The following is a 14281-nucleotide window of genomic DNA, read 5'->3' as shown; positions in this document are numbered from 1 at the left end:
TCGATATTACTTAAAAAGTAATGAAGGGGGTGCATAATTTGATGCATCCCCTTTTGGTTGATAATACTTTATGCTGTATGGAAAGCCTTAACGGCCGGCAAATATTACCACTCTACGCCGCCCTCGGCCATCACGCCGTCTGCAAAGGGAGTGTCGTCGGCACCGAAAGAATTGGCTTTATACTGGATGCATATAACAACCATGTCGTCCGCACCCGTGTTGCGCAGCGCACGCATCCCGGCTGGAGCAACACGCACTACGCTGCCCTGAGCCACTGCGAAGGTCTTGCCGTCTACTTGAAACTCGCCCTTGCCGCTCACGATGATATACAGTTCCTCGTGTGTTTTGTGTGCATGAAGGAAGGTGCTGCCCTCGCCCGGAGCAAAGGTCTGTAACGAAATTTCAGAGCCTGTGGCACCAAGGGCCGTGCCTGCAAATACCTTTCCTTTGAGAACCACACCGCCGCCGAAGTCGATTTCGTGCTCACGCAACTCGTTGAAACTGCCTGTTGTAACTGCGGTAAAATTGTCGCCGCTACCTATAATCTCTAACTTTTTCATCTTATTATGCTTTTATTGTTCACGATGCAAAGTTAGTTTATATCTGCGTATGTATCAAGAGGTTACAAAATTCTCAGCCGGTTACGCGGAGGTTACTAATGCTGAAACCAAGCCATTTACGCCAATCACTTTTACACACTTTAACAACAGCACACTCGCATAATGGCTTTCGCCAAGACGCATGGGCACATCACATCTGGGGATGCACGCCGGAAGAAAGACATTTTTATTCAAAATAGAGCCCCGCAGATGCGGTTTATTTAAGAACATTGGTTACTTTTGTAAACCGTAATCAATGTTTTTATGATTAAGAACGAACTAAAAGACACATTATATCCCACCTGCCCCATACGCAACATATTGTCGCGCGTAGGCGACAAATGGTCGATGCTTGTGCTGATAACGCTCAACGGGCACGGCGTGATGAGGTTCAACGAACTGCGCCGCAACATTCCGGACATATCGCAGAAGATGCTGTCGGAGGTGCTGAAGGCTCTCGAGGCCGACGACCTCGTGTCGAGAAAGGTGTATGCCGAGGTGCCGCCGCGCGTTGAATACCGCCTGACAGAAAGGGCGCTGACGCTCATTCCGCTCATAGAAAGTCTTATAGACTGGGCTTTGAGCAATATGGACGACATAATGGAGAGCCGCAAACAGTATCTGCTGAAATAGCAGAACCATTAAGTTTCAGCAAACGTTGCGCATGGATGAATATGCCACTGTCTGCCGGCAGACAGCAGTCTGACGACAAAGATGCTATCTGTTGACGTATTTCACTGTCTTAACTTCGCCGCCGTCATACTTTATCTTCAATATCAGCATGCCCGAGCCGAAACCCAAGGCTGAAGCCATGGCCCTAAGCATGGCATAGGCAAGACTCTTTGAGGCAGCAACGGCGTCACGGCCTGCCCCTACACACCATTGCGCATTGCTGTTGATATGTATCACCGCGTCAGTTTCGGGCACATTGCCAAGTCCTTTGCCTGCCAGTTTACGGCACAGCGAAAGAGGATACATCACCTTATCTGCCGACGAAGGCAGCGCCGAATAATTCACTTCGGTCCTGATGTCAGCCCCGGCATGTCGTCATAGTTCACCTGCAACTTCAGCATATCTCCCGATGCCATATTTCAGTTATTTCACCTCACGACAAGGCCCGGCTTTCTGCATACTGAACGGCGCCGCTTTCTAATATGCCGTCTTTTACATTCCAAAAGGGCACAAATTGCACGCTAAAAGGTGGTTTTTTGGAGGCTAAAACATGGCCTTTTGCAACGCATTAATTATCAGCACGTTACGAAGACAGGCAAGACACGGCATGCCGGAGGCTGAAAACGGGCGCGCCAACGGCCGGACTAGACACGCTGACGGCAAAACTGACAGCTGACATGACACGTATAAGGGTACAAACGACACCTCGATATGACAATTTAGACGGTAAAAACATTATACACATTTTTATGTATTAAAAAAGATTAAATCTTTCAAAATAGATTCGCAAATTATACCTTATATTACTAATTTGGCAGTAACTTTGCAGGCATAAAACCGAGAACAAAAATACAACTCTTTTAAAAATAAGGTAATATGAAGATTGAAAAAGTTCATGCAAGAGAAATCCTCGACTCAAGAGGCAATCCTACAGTAGAAGTTGAAGTAACCCTCGAAAACGGCGTAATGGGCCGTGCAGCTGTTCCGTCTGGAGCATCTACAGGTGAGAACGAAGCACTCGAGCTTCGCGACGGCGACAAGAACCGCTACCTGGGCAAAGGCGTACTGAAGGCTGTTGAAAACGTTAACACAATAATAGCACCTGCATTGAAGGGCGACTGCGTATTCAATCAGCGTGCCATCGACTATAAGATGCTGGCTCTCGACGGAACTCCTACAAAGAGCAAGCTCGGCGCAAACGCAATTCTCGGTGTGTCTCTGGCTACAGCACAGGCTGCTGCCAAGGCTCTCAACCTGCCGCTCTACCGCTACATCGGCGGCTGCAACTCTTACACAATGCCGGTTCCTATGATGAACATCATCAACGGTGGTGCTCACTCTGACGCTCCTATCGCATTCCAGGAGTTCATGATCCGTCCGGTTGGCGCTCCTTCTATCAAAGAGTCTATCCGCATGGGTGCTGAGGTGTTCCACGCACTTGCTAAGCTGCTCAAGAAGCGCGGTCTCTCTACAGCAGTAGGTGACGAGGGTGGTTTCGCTCCCGCACTGAACGGCATCGAGGACGCTCTCGACAGCATCTGCCAGGCTATCAAAGACGCAGGCTACGAGCCGGGCAAGGACGTTAAGATCGCTATGGACTGCGCTGCCAGCGAGTTCGCAGTATGCGAGAATGGCGAGTGGTTCTACGACTATCGTCAGTTGAAGGACGGCAAGAAGAAGGATCCTAACGGAAAGAAACTTACTGCTGAGGAGCAGATCAAGTATCTTGAAGAACTTATCACAAAATATCCTATCGACTCTATCGAGGACGGTCTCGACGAGAACGACTGGGAGAACTGGGTTAAACTTACAGCTGCCATCGGCGACCGCTGCCAGCTCGTTGGTGATGACCTGTTCGTAACTAACGTTAAGTTCCTCGAGAAGGGTATCAAGATGGGTGCTGCTAACTCAATCCTGATCAAGGTTAACCAGATCGGTTCTCTGACTGAGACTCTCGACGCTATCGAGATGGCTCACCGTCACGGCTACACAACAGTTACTTCTCACCGTTCAGGCGAGACAGAGGATACTACTATCGCTGACATCGCTGTTGCTACTAACTCTGGTCAGATCAAGACTGGTTCTATGAGCCGCACAGACCGTATGGCTAAGTACAACCAGCTCATCCGCATCGAGGAAGAGCTTGGCGAAACAGCTAAATATGGTTACACAAAGCTGAAATAATTTTCCATAAGCATATCAGCTGTAAAGGGGATGCATGAGCCACATGCATCTCCTTTCTTTTTATATGGCACACAAAACCGGACGAGGCATATTTATCTACGAATTATAACTTTTTAGTCCATATTTCTCAATAATTCACGTATTTTTCCGATAAAATCTTCGATTTATCAAAAAGTAATGAAAATATATTAATTTATTGCATTGCAGTATAAAATAAATTCATATATTTGCCAAAGAAGAACATTTCCTGCATTCAACGGGATAGTGGCGCTGCTGAATGTAGATCCGAGACAAGATAATTAACCTATTTATTACAAGTCGGAAGCTTATTAACCTGCTGCTTTATTTTAAATCATCACAGCCCTATGAAAAAGAACATTTTACGCGCAATTGTACTTTTTTCAATTGCTTTTGGGTTTTCAGGGACGGAGAAAATCCATGCGCAAAACGGTCAGCCTCACAGTCTTAAGGCCGATGTTACCTTCTCTGACGTAACGCTAAGTTGGAAGAAGCCAACAGACAACATCATTCTGCAGTGGCACGATGACGAGGACTACAATGGCATGGACGGCGTACTGAAAGATCCTGAAGGGTCAATCGAGTTTTATGCCGCAAGTAAGTTCAGCGCATCTGAACTTGCAGCCTATGCCGGACAAACCATTACCGATGTACGTTACTGGGAATATCGCGAAGCGTACAAAGCCTCAGTGGTTATCTTCGAAGACGGTACGCCGGTGTATGAGCAGGCCGCCGACCTCGCAGGATTTGAGAAAAACTCATGGAGAAACGTAAAGTTTGACACGCCATACACCATCCCCGAGGGCAAGGAAGTGCTGATATCAATCAAATACTCATACGGAAGAAACCTCGACATGGTTGCCATCTGCGACCGCGCTCCTACATACGGCAAGGGCAATCTATACTCATACGACGGAGAAACATGGCACAGCGACGGCCCGGGCGACTTCCTCATAACTGCCGTTCTCGCAAACAATTCTACCGGAGAACCTAAGGGATACAACGTTTACCGCGACGGCGAGAAAGTCAACGGCGAGCTTATTGCCGATGCCACAAGCTACACCCTTAATGGCGAAAGCGACGGACAACATGAATATCAGGTGTCTGCCGTGTATGACGCCGACGAGAAGATGTCTGCCAAGACACTGGCCAGCACCTTGTCAGTATACGGCTGCATGCCTCCGGTTCCGTGCATATCAGGCAAGGCAGACAACCTGTCGGGCACGATAACATGGGGCAGTCCGCTAAAGCGCGGTGCCGAAATGACATGGAGCGGCAAAGAAGTATCCAACGGAATAGGCGGCACCTCGAGCACATCGCCTAAAGTATGGATCAAGCATGAGTTCTCGGCTACAGACATGGCGGCATTCCCCGACCATCAGATTACAGCCATAAATGCATACGTCTTCAACGACGGCACGATAAATTCTGTAACCGCCTTCATAATGAAAGACGGCGTCATCGACTATTTTGAAGAGGTCAGCGCCGACATGGTTACAGCCATAAAGACCAACGAATGGAACAAGTTCGCGCTGCAAAAGCCTTACAAGATGGAGATAGGCCACGGCTATGCATTCGGTCTTTACTACACCCACACAGCCAAAGGCCACCCCGTTGGCGTAGACAACACAGAGGCAATAGAGGTGAAGGGCAACAGCTTCTCAACCTCAAGTCCGTCTTCTAAGGGCTTTGCCGAGTCGAGTCCATACTGGAAGACATTGTCTGAAGGCAAGATACCGGGCAACTTCATGCTGTCAGCAGACGTAGAAGCGCTCAGCAGTCAGGCATCAGAGCCGCAGAACATCACGGGATATGACATTTACCGCGACGGCGAGTTAGTTGCCGAAAACGTAGCAGGCCCGTCATATACCGACGTTGTTTCTGACCTCGGAACATACCAATATGCCGTTGTAACCAAAGGAGAAGGCGGCAAGAAATCAGACGCCGAGACCGCATATCTCACATACACGTTGCCTGAAGAATACAAGGCTCCGACCATCGTGAACAACAGTCAGGACGGAAAGAACATTAACATAGCATGGAGTTCAAATGCCTATGAGCTGAAACACTACAGCAGAGCAACCTACATTGCAGGCTTTGCAGAGGAGATGCCGCTGCTTTACGGAGCAAGATTTACGAAAGAAGAACTGGCTGAATATGCCGGATTCAAGTTCCATTCGCTCACATTCGGCCTCGGCGATAACCTCGACGAATTCAAGCTAAAGATTATTGCAGAGGGCGGAGAAGTGCTCTATGAGAAGCAGCTAACCAAGAACGACATAACTCCCGGCTATCTCTACACCCTTGACTTCGATGGAGAAATAGACGTAAAGGTGCCCGAAGGAAAGGACATCTACCTCGCTTATGAGGCCACGTTGCCAGCCAACACCACACCGATACTGCTCGATGCAGGTCCGGAGGCTGAAGGCGGAGCCGTAGTCAACCTTGCGGGAGGCGCAGGCTCATGGCTCAACCTCAGCACGATAGCCTCTGACTATAAGGGCATGAACGTAGTTATCGGCGCACTGATAATCGACGACAATTCTGCACAAAGCCCGTCGAAGGTCAAGGCTGCAAGGCTTAGCAGCGTCAAGCTCAACGGCAATGACATGGAGAGAGTAATCATAAAGACGAAGGCTACGGCTGATGCTGAGGGCATGGAGTTTGGCATCTGTACGGCAAAAGAGCCTGTCAAGGCCGCTGCCGCAAATGCAGACAAGCCCAAGGTGAAGAGCTACCGCATATACAGAAACGGAGACATGCTGCTCGAAACAACAGAGACGAGCTATGCCGAGACACTGACCGAATACGGTATTATCTACTACTACGTAACGTCTGTATACGAAAACGGATGGGAATCGCCAGCAAGCGACCTCATGACATTCAGAAACACCATTGCACAGCGCACCCAGGCACCTTACGACCTGCGCGGAGCAGTAGACGGAAAGAACCTTAACCTGACATGGAAGCCCGTTAGCGAGGCGCCCGTACTTACCTACGAAAACGGCAGCGGAAATTATATGGCATTCGGCATGACCGGCAGCAATGTCGTTGAAGGCTATATGGTGATAAAATTCCCGGCAGCAGAGATGGCCGACAAGGTGGGCCAGGAGATATCACACATTAACTTCAGACTGAACTCTACCGACCTACAGACCGCGGCAGCTGTGGTTATGTATGGCGACAACGTTGTCTACATGCAGGACATCAACGTATCTACGCTCAATGTAGGAGCCAACACCGTGCGCCTGAACAAACCAGTAAAGGTCATTGAAGGCAAGGACATCGGCGTGGGCTATCACCTGTCTTACATGTCGGGAGTTAAGCCTCTCGTATGCGACGACGGCCCAACCGTGGCTGACTATTACAGCGACCTCATCTCGGCTTCAGGCACTCCGGGCTACTGGAAGTCGATGAACAAGGACTATAAGTTTAACTACAACTGGGCAATATCAGCCACAATAAAGGCTGCCGACCAAAAGATTGACACCGAGAAGGCAAGCGCCCCTGAGGCAGACGGAGTTACATATACGGTATACAGAGACGGCATGCCGATACAGACAGGCCTGACAGCCACATCGTTTGTCGTAGAGAATGCTGCCAACGGCATATATACAGTAACGGCAACAACAGGAGAAGACGAGTCGGCAGAGTCGAACTCTGTTGAATACGGAGAGACTACGGGAATAACATCTCTCACCGACGACGGCAGCGACAGCCTGAAGAAAGGCGACATCTACACAGTAGACGGACAGATAGCAGCCCGCAACGGCGACACATCGAAGCTGAAGAAAGGCGTGTATATCATGAACGGAAAGAAGTTTGTCGTTAAATAACAAGACTACATAATGTGCCCGGACCGACACATGTCCGACGCAACATCAACCTACAACGAGGCATCCCGAATGGTCGGGATGCCTCGTTCCGTTTATCCGAAATCGGTTATTAGTATTCGGTCTAGGTTTTTGCTTTATATTGAACGGATTTTGGTTAGATTTCTCGCAGGCATAGCGGACTATGTCAAGAAGAAGCTAACTAAAAGACACCGATAAAAACAAAAAGACAGACTGAAAGCATAAAGGCACAAAATTGATAAAGCTATACGCAGTCTGATCCCAGATTTGGGATTACAGCCCTCAACCGAGCGCAGCGCTGAACGACCTCGCCAACAGTCCCGAGCCGCACATTCATTCAGGCCAGCATGCCCAAACCGCCAATAAATCACTGTCAGACGGAGAGCCGATGTCTGCCATTCCGCCGGACGGCCCGCATGCATACACAGCCCGTGAAGACACGGAGCGGTCAAAAAACTGCGGCTTACATTTGGCTCAGCTGCGGTCTTTACGTATCTTTGCATCATGCTTACAGAGTTTCATCCCATACACACCGATATACCGAAGCCGCAGAAGTTCACCTTCCCTTTCTGCTACGAGCCTCATCCGCTCTGCCTGCTTGCCGCCGGAGAGGTGCAGAGATATATAGCAGGAGTGGACAAATGGCGCTACGAACTGCAGCACGGCAAGATGTTCGGGGTGCTTGTCGCTGAGGACGAAGAAGGCCGACTGGGCTTCACGGCGGCATTTTCAGGACTGCTCGACGGCAGCAACGACCATCCTTATTTTGTGCCGCCGGTGTTCGATGCCACGCCGGTTGACGGATATTTCAAGACCAACGAGGCACGTATTTCGGCCATAAACCGCACGATTGACGGCATTGAGAAGGGCGAAAGTTATCTTAACACCCTGCATGAACTCGAGAGTTGCAAGACCGAAACAGCCGCGGAGGAGGAACAATACCGGCTGAAAATAAAGGAGGCAAAGGCAGCACGCGATGCAAAAAGGCAGAGCGGCGCGCCCATAACGCCCGAAGAGGAGGAACGGATGCTGAACGAAAGCCGCTTTATGAAGGCTGAACTGCACCGCATGAAGAAGCGGAACAAAGAGCAAATGGCCGAATGTGAGGCACGGCTAAAGCCGTTTCAGGACGAGATAAGGCAACTGAAAGCCAAGCGTAAGGCCATGTCAGACAGTCTGCAACACTGGCTCTTTGAACAATACAACATGCTCAACGCACGCGGAGAGCGGCGCGGACTATGCTCAATATTTGCCGACACGCCTCAGCACGTGCCGCCAGCAGGAGCCGGCGACTGCTGCGCTCCAAAGCTGCTTCAGCATGCCTATCTCAACCATCTGCACCCGGTGTGCATGGCGGAGTTTTGGTGGGGCGACTCGCCAAAGAGCGAAATACGCCACCATCTGCACTATTATCCTGCCTGCCGAGGCAAATGTCTGCCCATACTAACGCACATGCTGCAGGGCCTCGACGTTGATCCCGACCCGCGACAGGCGCCCGAACAGCGGCAGCCCGAGATTGTTTATGAAGACGAATGGCTCATCGTGGCATGCAAACCTGCCGGAATGCTGTCTGTCAGAGGCAAGTCTGACCGCCAGTCGGCAGCATCGCTGATAGCCCAAAACTATGTCGAAGGCTACGAGCCTGTGCCCGTTCACCGCCTCGACATGGACACATCGGGACTGATAATACTTGCCAAGACGCCAGAGGCATACAAGAACCTGCAGGAGCAGTTCTGCCAAAGAAGCATCAGCAAGCGCTATGTGGCACTGCTCGACGGCACACCCAAGGCAGAAAAAAGCGGCAGAATAAGTCTGCCACTCATCGCCGACCCGCTTAACCGCCCGTATCAGAAGGTGGACACCGACAACGGAAAGGCTGCCGTAACCGATTATAAGATTATCGGACAGACAGCAGGACGCACGCTGATAGAGCTGTTTCCACACACCGGACGCACCCACCAGCTGCGCGTTCACTGCGCACACAGGCTCGGACTTGGCACACCGATAGCAGGCGACAGCCTCTACGGCCACCCTGCCGACCGCCTGTATCTGCACGCTGAGGCAATAACCTTCCGCCATCCTGCCACAGGCAAAGAAATGACATTTGAGCGCCCTGCCGGATTCAGACGCATTATAATGCCGCAAGACTGATAAAGACGGCATACAGGCGTAATAAATCCGAACACAGGGAAAATAAAGACATAAAGGAGATACATTATGGAAGACGACATGAAATGGAAGACGCTGAAAAGCGAATATCTTATACAAAGGCCGTGGCTGACGGCGCGCCGCGACACCGTGGAACTGCCCAACGGCGTCGTTAACGATGAATACTACGTGCTGGAATACCCCACATGGATCAACGTGATAGCGCTGACAACCGACGGCAACATGGTGATGATAAGACAATATCGCCACGGAATAGACCAGACTTGCTTCGAGATTGTTGCCGGTGTGTGCGAGAAGGGCGAAGACCCTGAGGCCGCCGCGCGCCGCGAACTGCTCGAAGAAACAGGCTATGCCGGAGGAGAATGGCACGAACTGATGGCCGTATCGGGCAACACAAGCACTACCAACAACATAACCCACTGCTTTGTGGCTACGGGCGTTGAGAAGGTTGGCAGTCAGCATCTCGACCGAACGGAGGACATCGAGGTGCATGTTATGACCAAGGACGAGGTGATGCAACTGCTCGTGAACGACGAAATAAAACAGAGTCTGATGGCTGCGCCGCTGTGGAAATACTTCTATCAGCTAAACATCCGTTAACATAGAGCCGACGGACGTTAACATTTAGAGATGCGTCAGAAGTGCGCCTTTTAGAAAAGACAAATGTCTTCAGAGTGTGCGAATGTGCTTATCAAATACAGACAGGAGGTCTATTCTGCACAATTTTACATTGAAATACAGGTGATAAAGCAGTGAAACAGGTTGCAAAAAGCAGCCTTTCACCATACGAAACACGGCCTTTTACGCTGCAAGAGACGGCCTTTTGCAATGTAAAAGGCCATGTTTTATAATTTAGTTTATGGCCATTCAATATACATAAAGCGATAACGTATTGACTGACAATACATTACACAAATCACAAGAAAACACCGATTTTTCGGCCGAAAACCTGCGAAAAAGATTTCACAAGCCGTTTTTCGCCCTTTTTATGTTAAACCAGATGTGCCGCACTTAACGGTTGTTAACCATTAAATGCGGCACACTCTATATTTGTTCTTCATCTAGACTGACAAACCGAACGGCAGCAACAAGCCACATTAAACCATGTCTACGGCATGTCATTGCCATCGTTTTTCCGGCACAGACATGACGTTATCAGAAACTGTAGCTAAGTCCCATCCTCACCTCGAAAGTCTCCGAGCGCACGTTGTCGTGGTATTTATATCTTGTCTCGCGCATATAATACGATGCAAACAGGTCGAGACTCCAGTTCTTTCTGAGATAAACCTGCAGGCGCGGATTAATCACCAGCAGCGCCGCACTGCTCTTGTCGCCCTGCGCGTTGAGGTGCAGCGGGTCGGTGTTCTCGAGGTCCTTGTCCTCATATCCCACCCATGTGTATATGCTGTAGAAGTCGGCGTTGAGCGTAAACTTGCCGAAGCGCGGAAACTCGAGCACGGTCTGTGCCTTCGCGCTGAATCCGCTGCCCATGTTATAGTCGCGGTCTATCACGTTGTAATAGTCGCTCAGCGAGCCTCCGAGCAGTATGGCGTCGAGAAAGAGGCGCTGCTCCATGCGCCCGACGTTGCCCACCTTGGGGAAGCGGTAGATAAGACCGGGACCGAAGCTGGCTGCCTCGGATATGCGGTAAGGCACACGCGACGTGCCTTCCTTGACGGCTTCAGAGTCGTAATAGTTGAAATGCTGGAACAGACCGAACACCGCCGTCATCTCCTCTTCGTCGTAAAAGTTTACACCCCACAGCTTTCCTAACAGATGAACGCTGCTTATAAGCGACTGGTTGCCGCTGAGTCCGAAGGTTACGTTGGCCGTAAAATAGTCGTAAGGCTTGCTCTCCTCGCCGTTGAATGCGTCGCCGTAGCGCAGCCACAGGTCAACATACGGATTGTGCTCGCCCCTGAACAGTCCGCCCTCGTCGGCAAGATAGCGGTCGCCTACAGACACGGTGAAGGCCACAGGTATGCGGCTGTAGTCGTGATATTTGTAATAATCATGGCGCACACGCCACGCATCGCCGCTCAATATGCGGTTGAACGCACGGATGGGGCACACCAGCGCACCGGCAAACTCGCGCAGAAAGCGGCGCATTCCGCGCTCGCGGTCGTCGTAAATGAGGTTAGACACGCGGTGGGTTACCTCGCCTATGCATATTCCGCCGATGGTTGTCGCCATGAGGTCGTTTATTGCAGGCGGCTCAACCTCGCACGCCAGCTCCCACATCAGGCTGCCTCCAAGGGCATAAGGCGCCGACTCCCAGAAGCTCAGGCCATTGCTTCGGGCGGCGTTGAAATATAGTCCGCCGTGGTAAGGATGGGCAAACAGGTTGGTTGAAAACTGGTCGTTGTCCCACACAAAGCCCGTCTTGAAGTTCTCCTTGATGCTGCTCAGATTAACTTTGGCAAAGTCTTCGCACAGCACAAAGCGGTCGAAGCAGTTCACGAGCACGTTTATTCCGACAGCCTCGGCAGCCGCCTTCCACGGCCGTTTCTTCATATTCTCAGGGTTGTCGAAGGCATATATCGACACCGAATCAGTTACGCCTGCCTCCGTTTCGTCATCACTTGCCCTGCCCTTCAGTCCGCCGCGGTTGTAGGCAAAGGTCAGTCCCGCCTCAACTATGGCCCTGTTGCGGTATTTCCGGTTATGCTCATAATATCTTGTAAAGCCATATCCTGCCGACGCAAACAGCCCGATGTTGTCGTTGAGCCTGTAGTCTACGTTGGCGCGCAGCTGCAGCGAGTATAGGCGTTCGGGCTTGTCGGCCGAATTGTGCTGAAAGGTCTCTATGTGAAAAAAGCCCGCATCGGCGCTGATCGACCAGCGGCGGCCGAGGTTGAAATACTGTCCAAGACGGTAATACAGCGCGCCCGAAAACTTCTCGTCGAGCCCCATGTAATGCGTTCCGGCACCAACTATGCTGTAAGTGCTGCGGTTGCGGAACCTGAATGCGGCGTTAATCTTGCTGCTGTTGCCGCCAAAGAACATGAAGTCTACCTTCGTCTTGGGGTTGATGTTCACCAGTCCTATCTTGTGCGCCACTGTGTCGCGGCTGTAGTTTACCAGTCCGAGCTGCACGCCGTGCGGATGTTCCATGCAGACATTGGCCAGTCCTATCTGCCATCCCCGCAGCGTGTCGGCATAGTTATACGTGCCGAGCTGTGCGCCGCGCATCACCTTCGAACTGATGTTGGCCAGCACGGATAGCTGCATTCCGCCGCCCACGCCGCGCGATATGTTGGTAACTCCGCCAAGCTGAAGGCCCCTGAAGGGCGACAGACTGACGTTGCTGAACGCCGAAAGCTGCACGCCGCGCATGTTCATCGCCACACCCGACAGGCCCGAGAGCTGCACTCCGTGCATCTCCCTGCCGACAAACGACGTCATGGCATTGAGCTGGAAGCCGTGCAGACGGGCGGCTCCACCGAGCAGACCGACGTTAAGATACGACATGCGCACCGCGCTGCTGTCGGTGCGTCCTATGGTCAGCGCCAGGTCGTGGCGTCTGTATTTGAGCGAGTCTTGGGCATAAACGCCGGCGCATGTTGCCAAAGACAGCAACACGGGCAACAGCCTCATGGCACGGCGGAAACGGTAACCGGGTGTGTGCATAAACATTTGTGAAATTCTACACAAAGGTAAACATTTGGTATAACAATATGCGATAAGGAGGCGAAAAACTGCTGAAAAAGTAATAAATATAACAAATTCAGTAAATCGTACACACGCTGTTATGCCGATAAGAAGTATCTTTGCATTAGCATCGGCAAGCAGCAGGCAACACGGCATAAGCCCCTATGCGCTGCAGCCGGCTGAAGTTCAACAAGAAAGAATAAACTATTTAAGCATGGAAAACCTGATAAAATTCAACTCCATCGACGAATACAACAAGGCGATGGGCTTTGAGACGAAGCATCCGCTCGTGGCAGTGGTAGACCTGAAGAAGGCCGACAAGAAGGCATTTCCGCAGGAGGTGTCTTACTATTACGGCGTTTACGCCCTGTTCCTGAAGCAGACTTACTGCGGCGACATAACCTACGGCCGCATGCCCTACGACTATCAGGAGGGCACGGTTACGAGCTTTGCGCCCGGACAGGTTGTCCATGTCAGGCACAGACCCGACTATGAGCCCAACGCTCTCGGCCTGCTCTTTCACCCCGACCTTATACGCGGCACGTCGCTTGGACAGGAGATAAAGCAGTATTCGTTCTTCTCTTATTCGTCAACCGAGGCGCTCCATCTGTCGGAACAGGAGAAGATGATATACAAGGACTGTCTCGAGAAAATCAAGATTGAGACCGAACGCCCGATAGACAACCACAGCAAGAAGCTGATATGCCGCAACATCGAACTTCTGCTCGACTACTGCATGAGGTTCTACGAGCGCCAGTTTATCACCCGTAAGGTGGTTAACCGCGACATTCTGACCAAGTTTGAGAACGAGCTCGACGGCTATTTCGAGGGCGATACGGCCGCAGTGAACGGTCTGCCTACGGTGAAATATTTTGCAGAGAAATGCTTCCTGTCGCCCAACTACTTCGGCGATCTCATCAAGCGCGAGACGGGACGCACGCCGCAGGAGTATATACAGAACAAGATTATGGACCTGGCAAAGGACGAACTGCTGGGTACAAGAAAGACAATCAACGAGATAAGCTACGGTCTGGGCTTCCAGTATTCGCAGCACTTTAACCGCTATTTCAAGCGCAACACGGGCATGACGCCGAGCGAATACCGCAAGGCATCGGTGTAGGACGATGACGGCTA

9 protein-coding genes are annotated in these 14281 nt (G+C 51.1%); 6 read left to right on the top strand and 3 right to left on the bottom strand.

All coding sequences use genetic code 11. The annotated features are described in order from the left end of the window. Window positions 1–104 precede the first annotated feature (104 nt). Window positions 105–560, bottom strand: a complete 456-nt coding sequence (locus EJL04_RS13340; protein ID WP_125105252.1) for a cupin domain-containing protein — start codon at window positions 558–560, stop codon at window positions 105–107. A gap of 303 nt (window positions 561–863) precedes the next feature. Between EJL04_RS13340 and EJL04_RS13335 the strand changes: the two genes are divergently transcribed. Then, the gene (locus EJL04_RS13335) at window positions 864–1232 is read left to right on the top strand and encodes a winged helix-turn-helix transcriptional regulator (RefSeq protein WP_125105251.1); all 369 of its coding nucleotides are present in this window, start codon (window positions 864–866) and stop codon (window positions 1230–1232) included. 84 nt (window positions 1233–1316) lie between these two features. On the opposite strand, the gene EJL04_RS13330 is transcribed toward EJL04_RS13335, so the two are convergent. After that, the gene (locus tag EJL04_RS13330; RefSeq protein WP_125105250.1) at window positions 1317–1616 is read right to left on the bottom strand and encodes a hypothetical protein; all 300 of its coding nucleotides are present in this window, start codon (window positions 1614–1616) and stop codon (window positions 1317–1319) included. 531 nt (window positions 1617–2147) lie between these two features. Between EJL04_RS13330 and eno the strand changes: the two genes are divergently transcribed. The 4 genes from eno (at window position 2148) to EJL04_RS13310 (ending at window position 10096) form a co-directional block, all read left to right on the top strand. After that, window positions 2148–3455, top strand: a complete 1308-nt coding sequence (eno, locus tag EJL04_RS13325; RefSeq protein ID WP_053398730.1) for a phosphopyruvate hydratase — start codon at window positions 2148–2150, stop codon at window positions 3453–3455. Between the two features lie 365 nt (window positions 3456–3820). Continuing rightward, window positions 3821–7309 carry a rhamnogalacturonan endolyase family protein gene (locus EJL04_RS13320; protein WP_125105249.1) on the top strand — a complete coding sequence of 1163 codons (3489 nt, stop codon included), beginning with the start codon at window positions 3821–3823 and terminating at the stop codon, window positions 7307–7309. 522 nt (window positions 7310–7831) lie between these two features. Further along, window positions 7832–9478, top strand: a complete 1647-nt coding sequence (locus tag EJL04_RS13315) for an RluA family pseudouridine synthase (protein ID WP_125105248.1) — start codon at window positions 7832–7834, stop codon at window positions 9476–9478. Window positions 9479–9541: 63 nt separating this feature from the next. After that, on the top strand, window positions 9542–10096 hold the full coding sequence (locus EJL04_RS13310; RefSeq protein ID WP_206429391.1) for an NUDIX hydrolase: 555 nt from the start codon (window positions 9542–9544) through the stop codon (window positions 10094–10096). A gap of 555 nt (window positions 10097–10651) precedes the next feature. Here EJL04_RS13310 and EJL04_RS13305 read toward each other — a convergent pair. Continuing rightward, on the bottom strand, window positions 10652–13126 hold the full coding sequence (locus EJL04_RS13305) for a DUF3943 domain-containing protein (protein ID WP_241210000.1): 2475 nt from the start codon (window positions 13124–13126) through the stop codon (window positions 10652–10654). Window positions 13127–13361: 235 nt separating this feature from the next. Here EJL04_RS13305 and EJL04_RS13300 point away from each other — a divergent pair, with 235 nt between their 5' ends. Then, window positions 13362–14267 carry a helix-turn-helix domain-containing protein gene (locus EJL04_RS13300; protein WP_125105246.1) on the top strand — a complete coding sequence of 302 codons (906 nt, stop codon included), beginning with the start codon at window positions 13362–13364 and terminating at the stop codon, window positions 14265–14267. The last annotated feature ends 14 nt before the right edge of the window (window positions 14268–14281 follow it).

Source organism: Prevotella marseillensis (assembly GCF_900625065.1).
In the GTDB taxonomy this organism is placed as follows: Bacteria; Bacteroidota; Bacteroidia; order Bacteroidales; family Bacteroidaceae; genus Prevotella; species Prevotella rara.
Note: the sequence above shows the minus strand (reverse complement) of the source record. Positions and strands in the feature narration are given on the sequence as shown.